Raw genomic sequence first — 25,267 nt, 5'->3', positions numbered from 1 at the left:
CACACACAGAATTCAGACTGAAATCAACAAATCACAATCAAACCAAACACAACATATAACAAACATAGCCTTCTGAATCTTAATTAAACTCAGAAGGCTATTATTATTTGATAAACTGTTTAATCTAGTTATTTTACATAGCTATTTTTTTACTCTTAAAAATAGTTATAGCAGCAATACTTACAACAAGAACAGCAAGAACAATCAATGGCGCCGCAAAATAATTTGTGTAGAATTCACGCACATCAACATCTACGGAATTGATAGTCGCAGCATAAGTTATATACGACAATACGCCTAATACAACATCAATAATTGCATATGAGCACGCGTTTTTATACAATTCTTTAACTGATTTGCTGCTTTTAACCCAAAGCATTACAGACAAAACCAAGCCTATTAACATTGATAAAACCGCAACAAGTGCAAACAACATATCTAACATAAAAACCTCCTGCCCAATTAAATCCTCTTCCATAGCGGATTTAATACGATTTTAATTTAACTAAGATTTTCGTGTCAATATTAAAAAAAAAATTATAGAATTTTGCACATTATTTTCACATTTAACGTACTTCTAAGACATAAGAACAAGCCACAAACGTTGATATATCAACGTTTTCTACATGGAGCGGACAACGGGAATCGAACCCGCCTCTGAAGCTTGGGAAGCTTCCATTCTACCGATGAACTATGTCCGCATGCTCGGTTACTCCGCGATTAATCCTCCAAAATAATCTGCCTACAAACAAGCAAATAAGCGCTCAAGAATCAATCTAAAAAGCAAACCATCTAAGAATATCACGCTCCGCTAACTGCTACAACTCCGCCAGAAACACCTTTGCTGTATTCAACATTGTATTTAGCGCCATTCTTAAAACGAAACACGCTATCGCTATCATGCTCAATATGATCGATTTCTCCACGTGCATCTTCTTGCACAAGACTTTCCATCTTACTAGACATAAGCATTAAAGAGTCAACTCGCTTGTTAACATCTGGCTGCCTAGAAAACAGCTTTAAAAGCTTGGAATCGTAGTTTGCAAACGGATTTACAATCATAAGTGAAGCAATAGCTTGCACTCCCGAATGCAAATCCATCTTATGCATCTTAACTCCGTAGGAAATTTTGTTTAGTGCAGAAGCTAAAGCCGCAGGGTCGCCAGTAAGCATACTTGCACTTCGATCTGCATCCAGCTCGCGCACTCTAGAAATCGCAAGCTTAACAAATAGAGAACCGAGCGGCACAAAAATGGCACTTAAAACCTTGCCAATAACTTTTAGTACAGGGCAACGCCTTTTAGCAGATTTTGCACACTCACTTCCCGAATACATAAGCACATACCCAAAATACGTAATAACTGTTGCGATTGCAGATGCAACCGTTGAATTCAAAATATCGTGATTGTAAACGTGAATAAGCTCGTGGCTTACAACACCACGCAACTCGCGCTCGTTTAGAATATTCAAAAGACCACGAGTGCAGCAAATTGTTGCGTGACGTTCGCTTCTACCAATTGCAAAAATATTCGGACTGTCCGTTGGAGCAACATAAAGGCGCGGCATAGGCTTTTCGATTTGCGCAGAAATCTCGCGAACAATGCCGTATAAAACAGGTTCTTCATTCTCGCTAATTTCGCTAGCACGCATAATGCGAGTGGCAACTTTTCCAGAAAGCCAATAAGCACATAAGCTTAAAATTATTGCAATAATTGCAAACCAAACCAGCATCGACAAACGCAATCCAGCAACAATCCACAGCAAAGCAGCAAATAGCCATATTAGCGAAAACAACACTACTGTTTTCAAATTGTTGCAATAGCGCATACCCATGTTGCCAAACATGATTTTGATTTTAATAATCGCAACTGTAATTTTGCTGAATGAAAACTGTATATTTAATGTTTATGATTTAACACACTTAAAACAGATGAATAAATGTTGAAAAGTGGCCACTTTCTGCGCAATTTGGCTACAGTTTAATGGCCACTAATCAATGTTTACTAATCAATGCGTACACTCAATATAAACTATTGTTTAATTTCCGCTATATCCATAAGCATTTGTTTAGATACAACTTTTTTGCGAGCGCGATTTTCCGCTAATCCAGATTCCACCTCGAAAGCATCAATCCTCTTCCACCCTTCAAAATCAACCACTTTGACTCCTCTAGATTTAAGAAGATTTTCAATAGACTTAGGATCTCTATCTGTTGCCAATCTTCCAGGAAGTGCAGGAATCTCAGAAAGCGCAGGAAGCGCGGTTTCACATTCTTCGGTCGAGCTTTTTGCCAAGTCTTCCAGCATATTTTCAACAATTTGCAGAGCGTCCGACTTTGTAGAGCCAATCAAACCGACTGGTCCTCGCTTAGCCCAACCAGTTGCATACAAGCGCGGGCAAACAACCCCATTTTGCGCAGAAGTTAAAATCCTGCCATCGCTGTTTGCAAGAAGCGCACGAGAAGAGTCGTAAGCAACTCCACTAACCTGCGCAGGCTTATATCCAATCGCATGGTAAACCGCCTGAACTGGGTATTCTTCAAACTCGCCAGTGCAAGTCATTTTGCCATCCGCGCTTGTAGATGTGCGCTCTACTCGAATCGCACACACTCGCCCATCTTTGCCTAAAATCTCAACTGGATTTGCGTTAAAGTGAATAATGTAGCGCCTATTTGCAGTATTGCCCTCAAAGTCAACGTTTCCACCATCTTCCATATCTTCACTCAAATCGCGTATAGCAAAAAGCTCTTCTACCATTTGGCGAGTCAATTTGTCTTTTCCAGCAACATCAATTGTTTCGTCGTCCAGGTCAAAATCGCTTTCGTTTACAACTATTTGCACACCAGAAAGCTTTTCCATCTCACGCAATTCTTGCACGGAGAATTTAGCTTGAGCAACGCCTCGTCGAATAAACAAGTGAAGTGTTTTAGCCTGGTTTTTAAGTAAACCATTGTAAACGTCGTCGGAAATATCCGTGTGCTCTCTAAGATAATCAGCATCTCGCAAAAGCTCGCGCGCAACATCCATAGCAACGTTTCCGCCGCCAATAACAGCCACTTCGCTTGCATCAAGCGGCCACGTACGCTCGCTGGTAGGATATCCGTCGTACCATTCCACAAACTTTGCAGCGCCATACACGCCGTTCAACGATGCTCCTGGAATATTAAGCGGCTTATCTTCTACAGCGCCCGTAGCAAAAAGAATTGCGTCGTAGCGCGGCAATAAATCTTCTAGTGTAATATCTTTGCCAAATTCAACATTCGCATACAAGTGAATATTTGGATTATCAAGCGTTTTAGCTAATGCATCTGCAATAAATTTTATACTCGGATGGTCTGGAGCAACGCCATATCGAACCAGGCCAAATGGCACTGGCAACTTTTCAAATAAATCGATTCTAGCGGCCGTACCCAAGCCCATGCCGTCGCCTAGTTTTTTAAGCTGACGAAGAAAAATATCTGACGAGTAAATTCCAGCAGGCCCCGCGCCAATAACTGCGATTCGCAATTCGTGCGAATCCGCATTATAATTCGTTTCCATAAATTTTCCCATGTTATTATTCAAATTTTGTATTCAAATGTTGTTATTTAACTTTTGTTATGTTAAAACATTACATTTTGCGTGTTTCGAGCATTCTTAAGCCTAATCTTTTTGAAGATTTAAATAAAATCGCTGGCTTTTATGCTCCACTATTTAGACTAGCGCCTTGGTTCATTCAAGAAAAGAGCAAAGTGAATATTGTCACTTATGCACATTTATTGCTTATACGCGATTGCGCTTATCCACATATTCGCATTTACACATATAAACTCTTGCTACTTATGCACATATTCACATTCGCACTTACGCACGCAAAATCACGCACGCTTGCCTTTCAACGCTGTTAGCGCCCACAAAATTGACACAACATCAATCATCTCTTGCATCATTGCCCCAAGAACCGCAGGAATCGTCCCAAAAGCCGCTGCAATCATGCTTATAACAGCCAAACCAATTCCCAGCATAACCGCCTGAACCATAACTCGCTTAGTGTGTTTTGCAACACTTACAGCGTTTGCTACAGCATAAATGTTGTTGTTCATAATCACAACTTGCGCGCACTCCGAAGCTGCTGTATCCGTGCCATCTGTTAAAGCCACGCCAATGTTTGCTGCAGCCAAAACTGGAGCATCATTTACACCGTCTCCAACCATCATTGTTACGCGCTTATCTTTTTTCTTATACATAAATCTGCTAAAACCGCCAAAACTGCCGCAATCTTCTTCGCTTTTATAACCACTATAGTGCTGTTTTATGCACTCAAGTTTGTCTTGCGGTAGCAAATTAGCCTTTACTCGCTCAATACCAACGCTTTTTGCTATTGTTTGAGCAGCTTGCAAGCCGTCTCCCGTAAGCATGCTTATTGAACGAACTCCAAGCTCCTTTAGCTTTTGGATCGTTGATTTTGCATTTTCTCTAGGCACGTCTTTTAGAACGATTCGACCAACAAGTTTGCCATCAAAAGAAACGTATGTTGCCATTTCGTCGGCAGCAAGTTTTTCAAAATTGCTTTCTATTTTTGATATATTTTCTATATTTGCACGTTTGGCTTTATCTTCGGTTGCTTGCGACTTTTCCGCGAGCTTGCCAGCGCACGCATTCAAAACGTAGCTTTTTCGCCCAACTCTAACGTTTACGCCATCCACAACTCCGCGTATTCCTTGGCCAGCAGTTTCTTTAACACCGCTTATAACTGGGTATTCTCGCACGCTTGGAAGTTGCGGAACAGCGGATGGATGCGCGTTTTGCCAAAGATCTGCTCCAGCTTTTGCAATTCCTCCTGCAAGAATGTGTTGCGAGTAGGTTTCCAAAACGCCTGCAAACATTAGTATTCTATTTTGCAACTCGCTATTTTCTTGATTTTCCTGATTTACACCATCTTCACTATCTTCGCCATCTTCGCCATCTTTATGATTCGCTAAATCCACTCTAACAACTTGAGGCTGCTTAACAGTAAGCGTTCCAGTTTTGTCGAAGAAAACATCACTTACGCAACTTAATTGCTCTAAAACATCCTGGCTTTTTACAACAATTCCAAGCTTTGCAAGCCTTCCCGTTCCTGCCATAAACGCCACTGGCACAGCGATTAATAGTGGGCAAGGCGTAGCTAGCACCAACACTTGCGCAAATCTTAAAGCCTGCCCAGATACAGCCCAAGCGCTAAATGCAATCACAAAAGAAAGCACCGTAAATGGAACGGAAAGCATATCCGCAAATCGAACCACAGCTGCCTTGGAGCTTCTTGCAGATTCCACCAACTTCATGATTTTTTGATATTGCGAATTTTGCGATAACTTAGTTACGCGCATAATCAACACAACGCCGCCATTTACGCACCCAGACAACACTTGCGCGCCAGCAAACACTTCGCGCGGAAGCGACTCGCCATTTATTGCGCTTGTGTCTAAAACCGCAGAACCGCTTAAAAGCTCACCGTCTACAGGAACTGTTTCTCCAGGAAGAACAACTATTACATTGCCAATTTTTAGATCTTCAACTGGAACTGTTTTGTATCTTTGTAATTGGCTAGAAGACTTTACATCTTGCAATATTGGGCATTCTTTAGAGTTATTGTGACATTTTTTGCATGAGTCACAATTAGTAAAATCTTTAGGCTCTTGCGATTCCTCTAGCGAAGATTCATCGCTTACTTTTCTAAAATGATTATGATCAAGCAGAGCACATTGCTCACAAGATTCACCGCACACTATTCCAGGAAGTGTCATTAAATGCGCGGTTTGAGGAGACGCATTTACTAAAAGCGACAAATTTTTTTGCGCTGCATCTTGCGCAAAGTCTTCGATTGCCCCTCCTGTAAACACCATTACAACAATCAAATAACTTGCCCAAAATTCGCCTATACAAAGCGTTGCAAGCAATGCAACAAACGCAAGCAAGTCAATTCCAAGTGTGCCATGCACCAAATCATCAATCATACTTAAAAGCGACTTAACACATGTATATAAAACTAAACATGTTATTATACTTTGCCCGATTGTAAGGCTTATTTGCGCATTAAAATCAACGTTTATTAACGAAAGTAGGTGATTTAACTCTTTGCTTATAACTTTGCAAAAATCGAGTATAAAAGTCAAATTGCTAGAATAAAACGCCGCAATAAACGGGAACAAAACTAAAACAATTACTAATTGAGGAGCACGACGGCAATACGCTAAAAGTTTACGCATACACTTTCCTTACGCTGATCAGGTTAACCGCGCAAAACGCTGCTAACACACGATTTCACGCCTTGTTAACCCATTGAGCAGCTATTTATAAGTATTTATAACAGCAAACTCAATACACGGCGTAAGAGGTTATATTGACTTAACAAATTCAGTTTATCAAACGGCCTTGATGAGAAGCATTCTCACATAACAATACGTGTGCAAAGCCAAGTAACACGCGCGAAAGAAGACGGTAGTGCGAGGAGTAGCGGTAGTAGGCAACGGCTAGGTTATTGTCGTTCTGCTTAAACTTCTTTCTATTTGGCACCTATAATTTACCTCCCTCTTTCAATCAATAAGCTAGCAACTAACCCAAAAGCGTCTTTATCGCCGTCCGCACGAACGGAAGTACGATAGTTGCAATTTCTGCCGAACTCTTAGCAAGAGACGCTACCTTCTCAAGCTTTTCAGCAAACTTCGTTTTATTTTTATCTTTTGAAGCCTTTTCAAGTTGCTGTAACGCCTCTTGAACATCTACTTTCAAATTCTGCTCAATATCTAAGTCAAGAATGGCGCCCACAGTTGCACCAATGGTCACATCTCTTATTTTTGCTTCCGCATTTGCGGTCGCGGAAATGTTATTATTTATAACCGGTGCAAAATTTATATTCTGGTTGTTCTTATCCATTTGTTCTTGAAACCATCCATTAGCATAGGTGCGCCCTCTATCAGTAACTGTCGCCATGCACAGATAATCATCCGCCCCCCACTGCACGTCCAACAAGCCATGCTGAAATAGTTCTTCATAATACGTGTCCTTGTCGAAATCAGTGGAGACAAATATCGGTCCATCCTCTGACTTTCGTTTATTTGCATCTTGTGCGGCAAGACGCATCATTAAGCAATCGGCTTCATCGCTTACATGTTCAAACCGTCGCCTAGCTTTTCTCGCTTCATCGTAGTGTTCACTACCCGCTGGAAGCATCGATCGAAACATGACAAGGGTATAACCAAAGTCAGTTTGCATTTCAATCATTCCCTGATTCTTTAATGCAACAAACGCTTCTGAGATTCCTAGGTCTGTGAAATCCCTCTCATCTGCATCCTGGTGCATCCACGCATAAACTAGAGCTGCTTCTTGCTCTACATTAAGTCCATTCATATTGGTTCACCTACTTATTACTCTTTTTCAAGTTGCAATCGCGGCACAGCATTTGGCAGTTGTCAGGGGTTGTGTGACCACCTTTGCTCCAAGGCTTGATATGGTCTGCCTGCATCTCCTCGAACTCGAACTCTTCTCCGCAGATAGCACACTTGTGATGCTGTTTTTCGTAAGCTGCCAAGGCATCACGTCTGTCAAATGCACGAATAGACAATGCACGCTCTGAACCCGTGAGCAAGTACTCGTAGATACCTGATTTCTTGGTCACGTCCTCATCACCCATGAGACGCTGAATCTCGACTTCCAGAGCCTTCGGATCGAGGTCTGTTCTCTTACCGTGCTTGTTGTAGAACAATCCCCAAGCCAAGCCCTTCATTTCCTTGCGCTTCTTAGGGAAGATAGCATCAACCCATTCAATAACAGAGCGGAAATAGCTCCACAATGCTTGAGCGGTAGGCTCGTTTTGATGCTTTGCCATATAGCCTTCGATGGTTTTACCATCAGCGGCAGCAGCCCAGCTAATAGCAGTCTCCAAGTACTCCTGACGGATGGATGCACCCTTGAGGTAATCGCCCGCCAACGTATCAGCAGCACATCCTGTCTTCGAGAAATAACGTTTCGCATCAGAAACCCAAGAGCCAGCATAGACCGCGTTTCTCAGCTCTTGGTCGGTCAGTCGTTCGCCAGCAATATTGATTATCTTGAACCAGTCTAGCTTCTCAGAGTCTGTGCCATCGCATACATAGACAAACAGCTCATAATCAAGAATCTTGTCTTGCTGGTCGGACGGCAGGTTGTAGAAATATTTGTCATCCACGGAAAACGAGCCGTCAACGTACTCACATAGCGAAATTGTCCTTTGCTGTCCGTCCAGTACCTCATAGGTATCTTGTCCAGTGCGGCACCAATACATAACGTTGAGAGGTAATCCCCTCATAACGGTACGTATAACCTCATCTCTTTGGTTGTCCTTATAGACAAACTCACGCTGATACTTCGGACGAATATCTAAACGATCGTCATAACCAGTAACACCCTCTTCGGCATCATTGAAATACCCCTCTGTGACCTCGCGCACGGTCACTTTTCTTTGTTCTATTTGCATGGTTTACACCTCCCTTGGAGCTTCTGGATGTTTATTCCGCACAAGCACGCGTGCATATGTTTTTACAAATAGTTCTCCATCAACATCGTAATAAGTCTTTCCCTTAGGCGGTACTTCAACCTTTATTGCCGCACCATCATTGAGCTTTGTTACCTGAGAGCGTTTACCATTTTTATCAATTTGAACCTGCTTTGGATATATTTTGCTTGCCACTCCGCACCATGATTGTGTTACACCCAATATCTCAAATTGGTCTGGGCTGTACTTGTCGAGGAACGTAATAGGGACTCCCATTACACCCGAATAATCGCAAGGAATTTCAACTGTTTTATTAACATTGATTGCGTCGTAGTTGTCATAATGCAGATAAATATCGGGGCTATATCTTTTAACGAGTATCAATTCCTCGTGACGTTTTTTGATGTCTAAATTTGTAAACCAAACTACGCCTGACACTCTAATAAGTCCCTCTTTATGCTGTGATGATGCAGCAATGTCATCATAAGGACTAGAAAAGAAACCAACGTTGCCGGAGAATCCATTTCCAAGCCAAATCTCATTGTTCATCAGCAGCGGAAAAATTTCTTTATATGTGATTGCATTTTGATTTCCAATTATGATGAACTTCTTCTTATGTTCCATAAGCATTGCCACATAGTTCCTGAACAATGAGAACGGCGGATTTGTCACAACGATGTCTGCTTCATCCAACAGCTCGAGACATTCCTTAGAACGAAAGTCTCCATCTCCTGCAAGCTCAGTCAGCTCGTTCTCGCCAGACTTGAAAAGCTCTGCCACATCGAACATATCAACGCCGCCGTCACCTGTCTTGTCATAGACCTTAGTAACAACCGCCTTATATGGCTTGTCCCTGTTCTCCTCTTCACCTCCGATGACATCAAACAGCGTCAGCTGCTGATTTGCTATGGGAGAGGTTGCATAGCATGTGGCTATGAGCTTCTTCAGTCCAAGCTTGTTGAAGTTAAGAACGAAGTACTTGAAGAAGTTGGATTCGAAGGGGTCATCGCAGTTGCAGAACACCGTCTTTCCCTTGAAATGCGCCCTGTAGTAGCGCATCTCTTTTTCAATGTCTGTCAGCCGTGTGTAAAACTCGTCTTTTTTCGCTTTTGTAGCATTACTAAGACCAGAATTTCCTGCCATTTATGCCTACACCTCCTCTGAGTGTTCCTTCACCCACTCATGAATAATTGCCGCAATGGAGGTTTCCTGCTGTGCTGCCATCACCTTGAGCTTCTTCTTATCACCAACCGTCAAGGACAAAGTCAGCGTCGTTTTCTTCTCATCGCCATGCTCTGGGCACTTCTGTACATCATTAGCCATAGGTTCCCCCACTTTCTTAATCATATACGCATATAATTATATATGCTTCTCCCTCATAAATTAATTTATTTAGACCTCCAGCAAGACCGTCTGAAGACGGTCGAGATTGCACGAGACAAAGGAGGATTCACATGGATTTCAACGATTACATCAAGACTTACGAAAACCTATAGAAGCAGGTGGGCGGCATGGTGCTCACAAACGAGATTGCAAGCCGTCCGCTAAAGCTGATAACCGGCGATTTTGAGGACGAGATATTCCAGTACTTCATCATCTCCGCCCTCCGATTTCCTGCTAGAGCACACCAATGATGTAGTCTTCCAGAACAAGGAACTAGACCTGTACATCTGGGTTCATAACACAGCTGGCACAGCATTTTTCTAAATCCCTATAAGAAAAATCGCATAGCACAGGTAAGAGGGGTAATCGGTAGTGCGCATGTATGAAAAAGGGCTTCTAGCAAATGCTAGAAACCCTATTTGTGGAGCTAAGGAGACTCGAACTCCTGACCCTCTGCTTGCAAAGCAGATGCGCTACCAGCTGCGCCATAGCCCCATTGGAGAAAAAGAACAAGATGTTCAATTTCGTGGGCCCGGGAGGACTTGAACCTCCGACCTCATCCTTATCAGGGATGCGCTCTAACCACCTGAGCTACGGGCCCAACTTGTATGTTGAAAACATACAAGTAGTTAGATTAGCACATGAAACAAAAATGTCAAATAGCAAATCTAAGCGTGTCGCAAAATTATTCTACAAAATTACTCTAAATGACTGCGCATAAACCACTGGAACTTTTCAAGCTGCTGAACATGGTCTTGAATAATATTTGAGCTAACAATATCAAGATTATCAAGCTGTGCAATGGCATTTCTATCGTCCGCAATCATATCGTTGTAATACTCAATTAATGCTTGCAAATATTCTTTAGTGGATTTTCTGCCACTAAGAGAAAAACGCTTCCATGTGCGCGAAGCTACAACATCGTCCGCGCGACCAAGTGGAGATCCACCAAGCGTTGCAATTCGCTCAGCTGTTTCATCTGCTTGAGCCAAAACTTCTGCAACTTGAGGGTCAAGCATTTCATGAACCGCAATAAAGTCTGGACCCGTAACATTCCAATGTGCATGCTTTAAGACTAAAGCAGCTTCCTGCTCGTGGCTTAAGCGATTTTGCAAAACCGCAATAGCTTTCTCACTTGCTACTTCGTCTAAACCTGGCACAATATGCATTAAAGCCATAGTATCCTCCATTTTTGCTATTTTTTATTAATTTTTATTATTGATTTTGTTCAAATCTTTATTTTGCTCTGTTTTTCTAACTTCAATCGTAGCAATTCTACGACCATCCACTTCTGCAACAGTCATATCGTAGCCGTCTGCATCGTGCAAAACAGCACCAACCTTACCCATGGAGCCTGTACGAGCCAAAAAATACCCTGCAACCGTTTCGTAAGGACCATCTTCCAATTCGATTCCAGTAACGTCTGCAAAGTCTTCAATCGTCATTCCGCCGTCAACAGTAGCCACTCCGTTTACAAACGCTGTAGACTTGCTATCTCGGGTTAAATCAGACTCATCTGGCAAGTCGTACTCGTCTCGAATATCTCCAACCAGCTCCTCGGTCATGTCTTCAAGAGTTACAATGCCATCCGTTCCACCATATTCGTCAATAACAACCGCAAGATGAACCCCTCGCTTTCTAAGAAGCTCAAGACTTGGAAGCAACTTAGACGTTCCAGGAAGACTTATTCCCTCTCGCGTAACATCGGCTACAGTTTTTGCGTTTGGATCTTTAACATCCAGCAAATCTCGAACGTGAACAAATCCAATAACATCATCAAAATCCTTGCCTGTTACTGGGTACCTAGAATACGGAAGCTCGCGAATCTTTGCAGCAGCATCTTCTAGACTTAGTGAGCCATCCAAAAACTCAACGTCTGCACGAGGACGCATGACTTCTGCAACAATCGTCTCGGAAGCGTCAAAAACATCGTCTAAAATCGTGCGCTCATCTTGGCTAAGTTTTTTATTGGAATTAACCAAAACGCGCAACTCTTCGTCGGAAACTTCACTTTCTTTTTCGTTTGGATCAAACCCAAGAAGGCGCACAAAACCGTTGGTATTCTTAGCAATCAACCATATTAGCGGCTTGCATATTTTAGAAAACACATCTACTGCAGGAACAACAGCCCTTGCGATTTGCTCCGATCGCTGCATTGCGATTCTTTTTGGAACAAGCTCAGAAATTACGATTGAAAAATAAGATATTATAAGCGTTAAAACAATAGTCGTAAGCGGGCCTGATACATGTTTTGAAACACCCCAAGACTCCACTAATGGCACAACATGAGGCGCTATTGCAGATTCGCCAAAAGATGCCGAAAGAAAACCCGAAAGCGTAACTCCGATTTGAAGAGTGGAAAGAAAAGTGTTTGGATCGCGGGCGATTTTTGCTACGCGCGCTCCTCTCGCATCCTGCGATTCCATGCGATCCAGCTGCGACGATCGCAAGTTAACAAGCGCAAGTTCGGTTGCTGCAAATATGGAACCAAACAAAAGGAACACAACAATTAGTGCAATGTTAAAACCCAACGACATACTTGCTATCTTAGTTGAATTTAGCGCATATAAAAAGTGCATATAAAAGCAATGTTAATAATGTTGATAATATGCGGATAATATGCGGACAATAAACAAATACGCGCAATCAAGTTCTATAGAAATACCCCGAAGGCGCTTTATTCAAATCGCTAGCGGATTCAACTTTAAGAACAATTCCATCTTGCGAATAACCTTTTAGCCCAACTTTCCCAAGGGCTATTTTGGCTTTAACAACAACCCATTGATGATGCTCAAATCGCATATTTTTGGGCATTTGTGCAACAAAACCAAACGGGCTCATATCTAAAATGCAACAAGACATAAACTGTCTAGATATGCGAACTTGATCTTTAGAAAGCGTAGATTCTTTGCTTATAAACCCTTTTACAACAATCGTATAATCTTTGTATTTATCAAAATTATGGTCAATTTCGTTGTACCAATTGCCAAAATCATCGTCTGCAACAACAATTTTTTTATTAACTACATCTAATCCGCTTAAATTTTTTTTATTATTTTTACGATTAGACGCGATTGCTATTGCGCGACCAGAAGCATACTCGTCAAAACCTGCAGACTTTGCAAAACCGCTCGCAAGCGACGATTGAGACATTTGAAGTGGAATCAAAATAATAAGCATTGGCACTACAATTGAAACCATTATTTTTTTGCAATCTTTAGCATGTGCAGGGAAAAGTCCAAAAAGTGAGCAAATTCCCAAAACCAAAAGCAAAATCGCAGCAAAAATAAGATAAGCAAACGCGCGCGGAGTAGTCAAAATTGCATAAGATCCACTTAGAGCACTGTGCATTAAAGTTGCAGAAAAACAAAATAAACACAATGCTTGAATAATGCTTGCAAATGTTATTTTTTTAGACAATTTTGCAGAATTTGCGGAATTTGCGGAATTTATATCACTCACAGCATTACTCCCCACGCAAAATGAACAATAAGCGCAGCAAACAAACAGAACACAACAATCGTTGCAATTAAGCGCAAAACAAAGCTAGTTTTGCAATCTTCAACAAGCATAAGCGTATTTTTTATGTCTAGCATTGGCCCAAAAAGCAGAAAAACAATTACTGAACTCATTGGAAGCGAGGAGGCCAAAGAGCGCGCGATTACAGCGTCGGAACTGGAGCAAAGTGAGCTTGCATACGCTATTAACATCATTGCTGGAATTGCCACAAAAACAATTGTTGTATTAACTTTTGATGCAGGATCTGCACCAAGCCAAACGCGAATAATCGAAGCAACTATCGTTCCAAACAAAATTATTGGCATTAGTCGCATAAAATCTGAATAAATGTGATGTGCGTAAGTTTTCAAACTATTTTTAATACCAGACTTAAAGCTGGAAGAATTTTTATACGAAGAATGGCCACTTTGCGACTTATTGCAGCCGCCGCAATACGCACAATCCGCACAATCCGAACAATCAGCGCGAACTTTTTCCAATACATTTTGCCTTAAAACTTGCGACTTTACAGGAAAAATCACAAAGCTAACACCCACTAAAAGAGCCACACCAACACCCAAAGCCACTCGAGTTACAGCAACTGCTGGAACGTCCGCAAACGCGTACCAAGTAGCCCAAATAGAAACAGGATTTACCACTGGAACAGCGCACAAAAACGTTACAGCACAAGGCAATGGCAGCTTTCGCGCAACAAGACGAGAAAAAGTTGGAACAACAACACAATCGCAAACAGGAACGCACACACCTGCAAAAATCGCAGCCAAAAAGCCGTTTGCAATAGACTTTGGAGCGTGTTTTTCAATAAAATCTTCCGTAACCCATGTTTCTACAGCAGCGGAAACAAGAACACCAATTAGCGTAAAAGGAACAGCTTGCAAAAGCAAGCCAGAAACACCCCTAATAACAGTGTTTACAGGCAACCACGGGTTGCGCGCTTGCAAAGCTGGAAGCATTGCAATAATAAGAGCTACAAAAGGCACTCCTGCAATCAAAAAAAGATAGTTTGCAGAATTTGCTTGTTTTGCTTTACTTGCTTTTTCTACTTGGCTCGTTGTTTTTGCTTCGGTTTCTGTTTTTAGCATGACAACACTTCCACCAAGCCGTCACTCATTCGATACCTTGCTCCAACAAGCATCAAAGCGTCTTTGAAAACAGCTTCGCGAATTATTTGTGATTTTTCGCAAATTTCAGCCAAAATATTAGACACGTGAATACGTTCAATATCATCTGTATCCAAATTTTCCTCAACACCTGCGAGCGCAGCATGCCCTAAAGAACGCAGCAATATTGACTCGCTCGACTCAATTATTTCGCTTGTTTTATCTTCGCCGCATTCAGAAACCAGCTTTTGCACATTCGGCAAAACAGTCTGCACAGCGCCGCAATGCTCATGCCCAAGCACAGCCAACACTTTTACTCCCAAATCACTTACAGCATATTCTAGCGAAGCTATTACGGCATCATCCAACACTTCTCCAGCTGTGCGAACAGAAAAAATATCGCCCAAACCAGCGTCAAATATAAATTCTGGAGCAACTCGCGAATCTGCGCACGAAAGCACAACAGCTCCAGGATGCTGACCGTCAATAAGTTTCATGCGCGATTCTGAATTTACGCCTGCATGCGCTGAATTGCCGTCTGCAAATTTGCGATTCCCCGCAAGCATTGCGCTTAATACCGATGTAGCTAAAACTGAATCTTCATTAGCAAAATCTTCGCTGACTTCTTTTTGCATTATTACCTCCTACACTGGCATTGGCAATATTTTCAGTTGCTTAAGTTTAAAATTTTTGACTTAGAATATATTGTATCTTTCGTAGTAAATAAGAATTTTGTTTAAGAATATAAGCCTATTATCAAAAAAGCTCCCGTATTTCAATTCGCAAATACGAGAGCCTTCTTGATTCAGTAATTTATTAAAATCATCCAGTGTTTTGCAAGCCTGCAGCAACACCAGAAACTGTGCAAAGAATCAAGTAAATAAACTCTGCTTGCTGACTTTCGCTAAGCTCTTCTTTATCTACCTTGTTGCGCAACTTATGCAATGCAAGTGACTGAATCACAGAAAGCGCGTCCACGTAAGGCGAGCGCACGCGGATTGCCTGGCCAAGCACATGGCGATGTTGCAACGGCCACTTATCTCCAACAATTTGCAAAACCCACTTGCGCGTAAGTTGCATTTCCGAAAGCACCTTGTTGCTCAAATCTTCGCGATCTCCAAGGCTTAGATACATGCGAGCAATGCGCTCATCCGTTTTAGCCAAAGACATCTCAATGTTGTCAATAAAAGTGCTGAAAAGTGGCCACTCTTCGTACGCTTTGCGCAAAGTTTGCAAGTCGCCAAACTTTTCGCAAGCTGTACCCAAGCCGTACCACGCTGCCAAGTTGATTCGAGCTTGTGCCCAAGAGAACACCCACGGGATTGTACGCAAATCATCCAAAGACTTTGCGCCAAGGCCTCGCTTTGCAGGGCGAGAGCCAATTGGAAGCAAACCAATCTCACTAAGCGGAGTAACGGTTGAGAACCACGGCGTAAAGTCATCTGTTTGAAGCAAATCAATAAAACGATTATGCGCCGCAACATCAAGCTTTTGAGCCATATCCGCATACTTGTGCGTCATCTCTGTGTTTGTTTTCTCCACGCTTGGAGCCGACTGAAGCAAAGTTGCTGCAGCAACAGATTCCAAGTGGCGAATCGCCAAAATTGGGTTTCCGTATCGAGCAAAAATCACCTCGCCTTGCTCAGTAAGCTTAAATCTGCAATTTACTGACCCAACTGGTTGAGCCAAAACAGCACGGTTTGCAGGGCCTCCACCTCGTCCAACAGCGCCACCGCGACCGTGGAACAGCGTTAGGTCAATATCGTGCTTTTTAGCCCACTGAGCAATGCGCTCTTGAGCAGAATGCAAAGCAAGCGTTGCAGAAGTAGGGCCTGCGTCTTTGGAAGAGTCGGAGTAACCGAGCATAACTTCCATCTTGCGGCCAGTGGCCTTTAAGCGAGCTTGAACTTCTGGAATCTTAATGATTTCTTCCAGAACATTAACCGAATTTTGCAAGTCTTCAAGCTGCTCAAAAAGCGGGATTACATCGATTGTTGGCGCATCTTGTGGGTGAGCAAACGCAAGGCGATTAAGCTCAAACACATCGCGAACATGCTGAGCAGACTTTGCAAACGATATAATGTAACGGCGAGCAGCGCGCATACCATTTCGCTTTTGAATAGCACCAAGCGCGCGGAAAGTGTCTAGAACTTCGCGAGTCATTGGCTGAAGAGGTCCACGCTCACCATGCAAACCGTGTTCGCGAATATCTTCCAAAGCGCGAGAATGCACGAGCGAATGCTGACGGAACTCCATTTCCACCATGTGGAATCCAAAGGTTTGCGCTTGCCAAATAAGATCTTGCAACGGACCATAAGCCGCGCGCGAATCGCCAGCAGCCGCAAGAGACCTTTGCACAATGTGCAAGTCTTCAATAAAATCTTCGCAAGAATGATACATTAAGTCTGTATCTCGGCTAATCGTTCTGTGCAAGCGATCTGCCATAACAAGCATAACGGCTCTATGTGGCTCGCTGTTGGAAACGTCGGATGCGCTTTCCGTTAGCTGCTCGCTCATTTCTCGCTGGCGATTCCAAAGCTCCAAAAGTTCAACACTTGGAGGAGTTGTGCGCGTTTCCATTGTTAAGCATTTTCCAACTTCACGCGTGCGCTCTTCTAGAGCAGCAAGAACGTGGTCGCTAAACTTCCTAGCAACTTGCCTGCTAACTTTTGCTGTAACGTTTGGATTTCCGTCTCTATCGGAGCCAATCCAGCTTCCTGGGTGGAAGAACGCTGGGCAACGCGGCGGCACTAAGCCAGCCTTCTTACCTAGCAACCAATCGTCAAATCTGCGATAAACCAGCGGAATCGTGTTGAACAAAGTGGCGTCAAAAATGTCTAGAATCGTGTCCGCTTCTTCAACAGGAGTTGGCTTTTTAAGTGCGATTGGAGATGTACGCAACAATGCGTCAATCTCGTTGTATAGCTTACGATAATTCTCGCGCTTATCCGATCCGCCTAAAGTATTGTGCTTACTTAAAAGCTGCGATATTCTGCGGATTTTACCAGCTACAGCCTTGCGCCTAGCTTCTGTTGGGTGCGCAGTAAAAACTGGGTGGAACTCAAGCTTTGCAAGCAATTCCTTAGCTTGCGCAGGGCTCATTTCTGTAAGCAACTTGTGATATGCGCAAGTTAGCTCGTTCACTGGATCTACTGGATTAGAATCCTCAACGTCGCATTCGCGCTGATGCAGCACAGAAACCCTGTAGTTTTCTTCGCAAAGATTTGCAAGATGGAAGTATGTAGCAAACGCGCGCGCAAGCAATTGCATATCTGGCAAATCCATGCCATTGATTTTTTCTACAGCCTTGCTTAGTCCGTCGTTTTCTGTTTCTTGAGCATCAAGCATTTGATTAAAGTGTGCTGCACTTGCGTCTACAGCATTTAAGCGCACTTCGTCAAATACGGTTAATAATTTTTCATCAAATTCGCCTAAAACATCGCGCAGAATATGCAAGCACAAATCCATGTCTTGCTTAAGCGATGCTGGCAGTTCGCGCTCCTCGGGACCTTTTCGCCCTAAACCAGACGTTACAATCGTTGCGTCTGCTGGAGTTACCTGTTGATTTTGAGTTGTCATCAGACCTCCTTGTGCTAGTCATAAGGTTGCTTGGTCATTCGACTTCCACGGCTCCTCCGCGGTTATTTAGGTCAAAAGTTGCAAGCCCACAGCCTTTGTTTCCAGCGAGATTCCAAAATAATTGTGAACCGACCTTAGGACTGATTTTTTATATAAATTTTTTATATAAATTTTTATAGGCAATGCAATGCGTATACTAAAAAATTGTGAGCATAGAAGAGAATAACGCGGATAGCAGCGATAGCAATAGCAGCAATAATAACGGCAGTAACAGCGATAGTAATAAGCCAAAAATACTTTCGACTGGCCATATTGTTGGAAAGCCTTCTGGCCGTTTTCAAACGCATGCGATTCCGCTAGATATGGAAGATGTTGAGCGCGATTGGGATAAACCAGTTACGCAAGCTGGAATTGCAGCAAAATCCAGCATTATTATTCGTGTTGGCGCTTTAGGTTTAGGCGCTGGAACTGGAAGCTACCGCGTTCGCGAGCTTATGCACCGCGTTGGCGAACCTATGGGCGTGAACGTTCGTGCAGACGTTAATTTAACAGATATTGAAGCTACTTGCACAGATAAGCATGAGCGAATTACAGAAGTTGTTGACTTGCCTACTACTGGCGTAAACACGGAGAGAATCTGGCTTCTTGAGCACTTTGCAGATTGGTTTAACGTTAAGCTTGGAAACGATTCCTTATACCATTCAAAAGCCACTGTTTCCAAGGAATTAGTGGATACTCTTCAAGCTAGCAGTAACGAGAACGCGATTGTTCAAACAGCTAAGCAGTCGGAGGAGCACGCTGCAAAAGTCGAAGAAAAAATGGCAATTCAAGAGGCGATTCGCAAAGAAAAACCTCGCGGAATTTTTGCGCTACAGCCAGAAAAAACGTATGTTGAGCATTTTTCTCACGTTCAAAATGTCAAGAATGTTAAAAATGCTCAAAATAGCCAAAATAATTTGAATTCAGATCTTAAAAACAATTCCACTACTTCCTCTAACGCAAATCCTGCTGGCGATTTCTCCGCGCCGCTTACAGTTCGTCAAGTTCACGACCGCTTAGACTTAATCAAAAACCGCAAGCCTCTTTATAAACCTTGGTTTGCTGGCCTTGCCTCTGCAGTAGCATGCGCATCCTTCGCATTTTTGCTTGGCGGCGGCGCTTACGATATGCTTGGCGCTTTTATTGGCGCTGGAATTGGCCACTACGTTAGAAGACGCATGTTTATGCATCATCTAAACCAATTCGTTGTAACGTTTATTGCTGTTGCTGTTGGCGCTTTAAGTTGCATTGCTTCTTTGCGCATTATTGGTTGCTTTGACCCTTCTGCTTTGCATCACAATACGGCTTATATTGGCTCTGTTTTGTTTGTAATTCCAGGCTTCCCGCTTATTACAGGCGGCTTAGATATTGCTAAGATTGATTTTCCTTCTGGCATTCAGCGGCTTTGCTACACAATGGCGATTATTCTAATGGGCACTCTTGCAGGCTGGATGGTTGCAAGCCTTGTTCAGCTAGACCCTCAAGGCTTTACTCCGCTTGGCTTAAATCCTTGGCTTAATGCTGTTCTTAGAATGATTACAGCGTTTGCAGGCGTGTGGGGATTCTCCGTTCTGTTTAATTCTCCTCAACGAATGTGTTTTGTTGCTGGAATAATCGGAGCAATTACCGATACTTTGCGCTTAACAATGGCTGATTTTGGTATTGCTGCAGAAATCGCAGCGTTTACTGGCGCTTTGCTTGCTGGTCTTTTGGCTTCCGCTTGGCGTGCAATTGTGCATAGAGGCTGGGCGCCGCAATACTTGGGATATCCGCGCATTGGTCTTACGGTTCCATCTATTGTGATTATGGTTCCTGGACTTTATATGTATCGCGCAATGTTCTATCTCGGTCAGTTTAATACTCTTCCTGCTTTAGACTGGACTTTCCGCGCGTTTATGGTGATTATTTGCTTGCCATTAGGGCTTGCAGTTGCGCGCGTTATAACAGATAAAAGCTGGCGATACGACATTTAGTCATAAGCTAATAAACATAAAACGCCCAGCTACTACTGGGCGTTTTATTTATGCGCGTTCTATTTGCATGCAATCAAAATATGCAATCAAGAAAGCTTTATCAAGCAAGAATTAATCAATACTTCATATTCATTGCTTCGCGTACTTGATCAAGTGTTTCTTGTGCAATCGCAGCAGCTCGCGCATTTCCATCATGCAAAATATCTCGAATTGAATCCATATCTTTGGCCAATTCCGCTCTACGCTGGCGGTGTGGAGCAAGGAAGTTGTTTACAGATTCAATAACGTACGCTTTTAGTGCTCCTGCGCCCGCGTTGCTGATTTCTTGCGCAATATCTTTTGGATCTCTGCCTGTAACCAAACCAGCAGTAGTCAAAAGCGCAGAAACTTGCGGACGAGCCACTGGGTCAAAAGTAATTGTGCGCTCAGAATCAGTTGGACTCTTCTTAATCAGCTTTGCTGTTTCTTCTGCACTTGCGCCAAGCATAATCGAGTTTCCGTAAGACTTGCTCATCTTGCGGCCGTCTAATCCTGGGATTTCTGGCGTATCCGAAAGAATTGCAGCTGGCTCTGGAAAAACAGGATTCTTCTTTGCGTATCTCTCATTAAATCTGCGAGCAATCGTGCGCGTAATCTCAATATGCGGCAAATTATCTTTGCCAATTGGCACAACATTTGCTTTGCAAAACAGAATATCGCAAGCTTGATGCACTGGGTATGTAAGCAAAAGTCCTGTTAAGGCATGACCAGAAGCTTCCATTTCGGCTTTAACAGTAGGATTTCTATGCAATTCGGCTTCTGTAACTAAAGACAAGAATGGCAGCATAAGCTGGTTTTCTGCAGGCACAGCGGAGTGCGTAAAAATCATGGTTTTCTTAGGGTCAATTCCAGCAGCCATGTAGTCAAGAACAAGGTTTAGCACGTTATCTTCTACGTGCTCAACAGTGTCTCTATCCGTAATCACCTGATAGTCTGCAATAATCACGTTTGTGTTTACGCCAAGATTTTGCATTGCGACACGCTCGCGAATCGAACCAAAGTAATGACCTAAGTGAAGTCTTCCTGTTGGCCTATCTCCCGTAAGCATTGTAAAGGAGCTAGGATTTGCTTTTAGCTTCTCAAGCGTTGCGTCTGAACGTTTTTGAGCTGCCACAAAGCTTGCGCTTATCTCGTTTCCAGCAGCTGTAACCTGTGCTTCTTCTGCCATTTCTAACTCCTTACACACGCAATTTTTCTTGCGATTTTTACGCCTAAAATATGGCTTTTATGGTAAAAGTTCACTCAGACAATATACTCTGTTGCGGCAAAGTGGTACGCTCTTGTGTGATGAATTGATTGTTTCGGTAAATTAGAGGGGGTCAGATGGGCCGCGGACGACAGAAGGCAAAGCAACAGAAAATTGCCCGTAAGCTCAAATACCTGACGACCGATACGGATTACGACGAGCTTGCTAAAGAGCTTAATACTCACGAGCCTGGTCAAGGATCCTTCGATCCGTTTGAATCTGATAGCTACAAGAATGAGGATTATCTAGATAATCAAGATGATTCCGAAAGCTTATCTGTAGAAGATGATTCTAAAGACACCAACACTAATGCTGGTAATGATAGTGTTGGTAGCTTGCATGATTCCGTTTCGAGTGGAGATGACGATTTAGACGACTACGCCGAGTGGGCTGCTCAGTCTGCCGCTCAGGCCGCTACTAAAGACAAGTCGTCTAGCAATTCTGGCGTTGTTCATCATCACATTCCTATGCCTATGCCTAGTTTTATGCATAAGAACAAGTAATTTTTGCACAAGAATTTGCACAAGAACGCTTAATTCTATATGTAGATAAGCATGTAGGCAAATACCCTTAGTTAGCATTAATTATTAAAAAGAGCTTTTGTAAGTTCGGGCAGCAAATTGCTTAAATCGTCTCGCTCTCCAACTGCGCTTATATTCCCAATTTGCTGCTCGTAATCCCATTTTGTTATTGCGCAAGAAAGTCGCAACCAAACATCTGGGTCAAGTTCTATAACATCTGGCGGTGTTAAATTATGCGGATCTGAATGTGGTCCTTCTAAGATTTTTACAGCTCCCCAAGGCGCCACTCTTACCTCTACAGCGCATCCTGGAGCTATATGCTCTAGCACATAAAGCGAGTATCTAACAGCCATTGCTTCATCGTTTACGCTAACGCCTATTTCGCTTGTGTTTATGCAGCACAAATCTTTTTTATTGTTCGTAGAATCTATTTTCATAGAATTTATATAAGATTTTGCACTATTTACCCACGTTTCAAACGATTTTTTAGCGCCACTTATATCCGCTTCTCGTATAACAGCCATATTTGAATTATCTCACGAATTGTCTAAGTATTATTTGCGATTTTAATGTTGTTTTATAAAAGTCATATTGTGAATAATTATTAATAAGGGTTTGGGGTTGTGGTATCATCAACAATGAAAACGTGTGCATTGCCGCGTACCGTCTTGTTAAGTGCAATTTGGCGCGGCTACAACCAGCATAATCAAGGGTTGCTATTCGCACATTTTAGGTAAATATATTATTCACGGCACAAGGAGTCAAATATGACTAAACACGTCGCGCCTAAAGCCAAGACTACTGCGGCGGCATTTGCCAAAGAACTTCAAGAAAATCTGAAGTACACCCAGGGTGTCACCCCAGAACAGGCCACTATGGCTGATGTGTATGTTGCCGCTGCTACCGCTGTCCGTCGTCATTTGATGGACTCTTGGATGCAGACACAGCATGACATGATTAACGGAAACACAAAGGCTGTTGGCTATTTAAGCGCAGAGTTCTTAATGGGCAAGCAGCTTGAAAACGCTTTGCTTAACGCTGGCCTTACCGATCAGTTCAACAAGGCTGTTACAAAGCTTGGTTTTGAGCCAAAAGATGTTATCGATGCTGAGTATGAGCCAGGTTTAGGTAACGGCGGTTTGGGTCGTCTCGCAGCCTGCTTTATTGACTCGCTCGCCTCTATCGGCGTTCCAGCATTCGGCTACGGCATCCAATATCGTTACGGCATTTTTAAGCAGCGCTTCGACGAGCAGGGCAAGCAGGTAGAAACCCCTGATTACTGGCTTAGCAACGAAGAGCCATGGGGTCACGTTGACTACGGCAGAGATCAGCGCGTTAACTTTGGCGGCAAGGTTGTTGAAGAAAATGGCAAGCGCGTGTGGAAGCCAGATTGGGCTGTTCGCGCAGTACCAGTTGACTACATGGTTCCAGGCTACAATTCTGGTCGCGTAAACACTCTTCGCTTGTGGACTTCTAAGTCTTACGACGAATTTGATTTGCTCACCTTCAACAAGTCTGAGTACTTGGATGCTGTTAAGCCACAGGTTGAAGCAGAAAACATTTCTAAGATTCTTTATCCAGAAGATTCCACTCCACAGGGCAAGGCTTTGCGTCTTGAGCAGCAATACTTCTTCGTAGCTGCTTCTATTCACGACGCTATTCGCGTGTTCTATCCTGGTCAAGATAAGCCAGATCTTACAACCTTCCCAAGCAAGATCAACTTCCAGTTGAACGATACTCACCCAGTTATTGGTATTCCAGAGCTTATGCGCGTTCTTATGGACGAGTACGGCTACGATTGGAACACCGCTTGGGGCATTACTACTAAGACATTCAACTACACTTGCCACACGCTTCTTCCAGAAGCTTTGGAAGTTTGGCCAGCCAAGCTTATTGGCGAACTTTTGCCACGCCACCTTGAGATTATTCAGGGCATTAGCGAGCAATTCCGCAACGAGCTTCGCAGCAAGGGTGTTTCCGAAGATCAGGTTGAGCGTATGCGCATTGCTACCGACGCCGACGAAAATGGCGAAGGTGCTGTAGTTCGCATGGCTTACTTGGCTACCTACGGCGGCTCTTACGTTAATGGCGTTGCTGAGCTTCACTCTGAGTTGTTGAAGGATGTTACATTAAAGGACTTCTCCAGCGTTTACCCAGATAAGTTCAAGAATGTTACTAACGGCGTAACTCCTCGTCGCTTTGTGCGTTTGAGCAACCCACGCATGTCTGCTCTTATTACTGAGGGCTTGGGCACCGACGCATGGCAGGGTGATTTGGAGCTTCTTGAAGGTTTGAAGCCATTGGCTGACGATCCATCCTTCGTGAAGAAGTTCGCTAAAGTCAAGCAGGAGAACAAGCTTGCCTTCGTTGATTTTGCAAAGCACAAGTATGGCTTTGAAATCAACCCAGACACTATGTTTAACACCATTGTTAAGCGTTTGCACGAGTACAAGCGCCAGTCCATGAAGATCCTCCAGGTTATCTCCACATACGCTGGAATCAAGAATGGCACAATCGACGTAGACAAGATGCTTCCACGCACCGTGTTCTTCGGCGCTAAGTCCGCTCCAGGCTATGCTATGGCAAAGCTTACTATTCAGCTCATCAACAATGTTGCTCGCGTTGTAAACAACGATCCAGCATGCAAGGGCAAGCTTGCAGTGTTCTTCCCAGAGAACTACAACATTGAACTTGCTATGAACTTGATTCCTGCAACCGATTTGGATGAGCAGATTTCTCAAGCTGGTAAGGAAGCTTCTGGCACTGGTAACATGAAGTTCGCTTTGAACGGTGCTTTGACTGTTGGTACTCTCGACGGTGCAAACGTTGAGATTCGTGAACGCGTTGGCGCTGAGAACTTCTTCCTCTTCGGCATGACTGTTGACGAGGTTGAGAAGCTCTACGCTGAAGGCTACGATCACGGCGGCTCCCGTAAGTACTACGAGTCTGATCCTCGCTTGAAGACAGCTGTAGACATGGTTGCTGACGGTACATTCTCCAACGGCGACAAGAGCGTGTATGAGCCACTCGTCAACGATTGGCTTACTCACGATTACTTCATGGCAATGGCTGACTTTAGCTCTTACATGGATATTCAAGCTCAAATTGAGGAAACTTACCGCGATCCTATGAAGTGGGCACGCATGGCTGTGTTGAACGTAGCCAACTCTGGTTACTTCTCTTCTGATCGCTCTATCGAAGATTACCTCGATCGCATTTGGCACACTGGCGCTCTTCCAACTGCCGAATAATTATGTAAAAGCATTTTAATATTGCTTTAATAAAAGCTGTGACTAGCGTTTGTTGGTCACAGCTTTTTTATTTATAAAAATGACTAAAAAACGACTATCAAAATAAAAATAAGGTGTGAAGCTATGC

Annotated in this window: 19 protein-coding genes and 3 tRNA genes; 3 read left to right on the top strand and 19 right to left on the bottom strand. The window is 43.2% G+C overall.

Annotated elements, in window-relative coordinates; all coding sequences use genetic code 11:
* Window positions 1-133: 133 nt before the first annotated feature.
* The 17 genes from HXT45_RS01005 to HXT45_RS00925 all read right to left on the bottom strand — a co-directional run bounded on the left by HXT45_RS01005 (window position 134) and on the right by HXT45_RS00925 (window position 18,071).
* Window positions 134-445: a hypothetical protein gene (locus tag HXT45_RS01005; protein ID WP_004131240.1), complete on the bottom strand. Its 312-nt coding sequence runs from the start codon at window positions 443-445 to the stop codon at window positions 134-136.
* Window positions 446-627: 182 nt separating this feature from the next.
* Window positions 628-701 (bottom strand) — tRNA-Gly (locus HXT45_RS01000).
* Window positions 702-801: 100 nt separating this feature from the next.
* Window positions 802-1,845 (bottom strand): M48 family metalloprotease, encoded by a 1,044-nt coding sequence (locus tag HXT45_RS00995; protein ID WP_421781896.1) that lies wholly within the window; start codon window positions 1,843-1,845, stop codon window positions 802-804.
* Window positions 1,846-2,030: 185 nt separating this feature from the next.
* Window positions 2,031-3,539, bottom strand: a complete 1,509-nt coding sequence (locus HXT45_RS00990) for an FAD-dependent oxidoreductase (protein ID WP_101889591.1) — start codon at window positions 3,537-3,539, stop codon at window positions 2,031-2,033.
* A 317-nt stretch (window positions 3,540-3,856) separates the two neighbouring features.
* Window positions 3,857-6,226: a heavy metal translocating P-type ATPase gene (locus HXT45_RS00985; protein WP_421781894.1), complete on the bottom strand. Its 2,370-nt coding sequence runs from the start codon at window positions 6,224-6,226 to the stop codon at window positions 3,857-3,859.
* Between the two features lie 346 nt (window positions 6,227-6,572).
* Window positions 6,573-7,367 carry a hypothetical protein gene (locus HXT45_RS00980; protein WP_248901476.1) on the bottom strand — a complete coding sequence of 265 codons (795 nt, stop codon included), beginning with the start codon at window positions 7,365-7,367 and terminating at the stop codon, window positions 6,573-6,575.
* Between the two features lie 10 nt (window positions 7,368-7,377).
* Window positions 7,378-8,472, bottom strand: coding sequence for an HNH endonuclease family protein (locus tag HXT45_RS00975; RefSeq protein WP_248901475.1), 1,095 nt, complete (start codon window positions 8,470-8,472; stop codon window positions 7,378-7,380).
* Between the two features lie 3 nt (window positions 8,473-8,475).
* Window positions 8,476-9,633 carry an adenine-specific methyltransferase EcoRI family protein gene (locus tag HXT45_RS00970; protein WP_248901474.1) on the bottom strand — a complete coding sequence of 386 codons (1,158 nt, stop codon included), beginning with the start codon at window positions 9,631-9,633 and terminating at the stop codon, window positions 8,476-8,478.
* 6 nt (window positions 9,634-9,639) lie between these two features.
* Entirely contained in the window at window positions 9,640-9,813 is a 174-nt protein-coding gene (locus tag HXT45_RS00965) for a hypothetical protein (protein WP_155237610.1), read from the bottom strand.
* Between the two features lie 482 nt (window positions 9,814-10,295).
* Window positions 10,296-10,368: transfer RNA gene (locus HXT45_RS00960), tRNA-Ala, on the bottom strand.
* A 32-nt stretch (window positions 10,369-10,400) separates the two neighbouring features.
* Window positions 10,401-10,474, bottom strand: a tRNA-Ile gene (locus HXT45_RS00955).
* Between the two features lie 97 nt (window positions 10,475-10,571).
* Window positions 10,572-11,051: a Dps family protein gene (locus HXT45_RS00950; RefSeq protein ID WP_421781891.1), complete on the bottom strand. Its 480-nt coding sequence runs from the start codon at window positions 11,049-11,051 to the stop codon at window positions 10,572-10,574.
* Window positions 11,052-11,078: 27 nt separating this feature from the next.
* On the bottom strand, window positions 11,079-12,410 hold the full coding sequence (locus HXT45_RS00945) for a hemolysin family protein (RefSeq protein ID WP_128831942.1): 1,332 nt from the start codon (window positions 12,408-12,410) through the stop codon (window positions 11,079-11,081).
* A 109-nt stretch (window positions 12,411-12,519) separates the two neighbouring features.
* On the bottom strand, window positions 12,520-13,335 hold the full coding sequence (locus tag HXT45_RS00940) for a TIGR03943 family putative permease subunit (RefSeq protein ID WP_004132407.1): 816 nt from the start codon (window positions 13,333-13,335) through the stop codon (window positions 12,520-12,522).
* A complete protein-coding gene (locus tag HXT45_RS00935) occupies window positions 13,332-14,474 on the bottom strand; it encodes a permease (RefSeq protein ID WP_421781888.1) in 1,143 nt (380 codons plus the stop codon). The genes HXT45_RS00940 and HXT45_RS00935 overlap by 4 nt, the downstream gene beginning before the upstream one ends.
* Window positions 14,468-15,127, bottom strand: a complete 660-nt coding sequence (locus HXT45_RS00930; protein ID WP_004131224.1) for a carbonic anhydrase — start codon at window positions 15,125-15,127, stop codon at window positions 14,468-14,470. The genes HXT45_RS00935 and HXT45_RS00930 overlap by 7 nt, the downstream gene beginning before the upstream one ends.
* A gap of 187 nt (window positions 15,128-15,314) precedes the next feature.
* Window positions 15,315-18,071, bottom strand: coding sequence for a phosphoenolpyruvate carboxylase (locus HXT45_RS00925; protein WP_421781886.1), 2,757 nt, complete (start codon window positions 18,069-18,071; stop codon window positions 15,315-15,317).
* A gap of 206 nt (window positions 18,072-18,277) precedes the next feature.
* Between HXT45_RS00925 and HXT45_RS00920 the strand changes: the two genes are divergently transcribed.
* Window positions 18,278-20,083: a threonine/serine ThrE exporter family protein gene (locus HXT45_RS00920; RefSeq protein ID WP_421781884.1), complete on the top strand. Its 1,806-nt coding sequence runs from the start codon at window positions 18,278-18,280 to the stop codon at window positions 20,081-20,083.
* 115 nt (window positions 20,084-20,198) lie between these two features.
* On the opposite strand, the gene trpS is transcribed toward HXT45_RS00920, so the two are convergent.
* A complete protein-coding gene (gene trpS, locus HXT45_RS00915) occupies window positions 20,199-21,290 on the bottom strand; it encodes a tryptophan--tRNA ligase (protein ID WP_004131219.1) in 1,092 nt (363 codons plus the stop codon).
* 155 nt (window positions 21,291-21,445) lie between these two features.
* Here trpS and HXT45_RS00910 point away from each other — a divergent pair, with 155 nt between their 5' ends.
* Entirely contained in the window at window positions 21,446-21,871 is a 426-nt protein-coding gene (locus HXT45_RS00910) for a DUF3073 domain-containing protein (RefSeq protein ID WP_004131217.1), read from the top strand.
* 77 nt (window positions 21,872-21,948) lie between these two features.
* Here the strand turns inward: HXT45_RS00910 and HXT45_RS00905 are convergent, their stop codons facing one another.
* A complete protein-coding gene (locus HXT45_RS00905) occupies window positions 21,949-22,413 on the bottom strand; it encodes a sterol carrier family protein (protein WP_004131216.1) in 465 nt (154 codons plus the stop codon).
* 243 nt (window positions 22,414-22,656) lie between these two features.
* Between HXT45_RS00905 and HXT45_RS00900 the strand changes: the two genes are divergently transcribed.
* Window positions 22,657-25,140, top strand: coding sequence for a glycogen/starch/alpha-glucan phosphorylase (locus HXT45_RS00900; RefSeq protein WP_421781882.1), 2,484 nt, complete (start codon window positions 22,657-22,659; stop codon window positions 25,138-25,140).
* The last annotated feature ends 127 nt before the right edge of the window (window positions 25,141-25,267 follow it).

The sequence above is a fragment of the Gardnerella sp. DNF01199S genome (genome assembly GCF_049244155.1).
In the GTDB taxonomy this organism is placed as follows: Bacteria; Actinomycetota; Actinomycetes; order Actinomycetales; family Bifidobacteriaceae; genus Bifidobacterium; species Bifidobacterium piotii.
The sequence above is the reverse complement of the archived record's forward strand: the minus strand, read 5'-3'. Positions and strand labels throughout refer to the sequence as shown.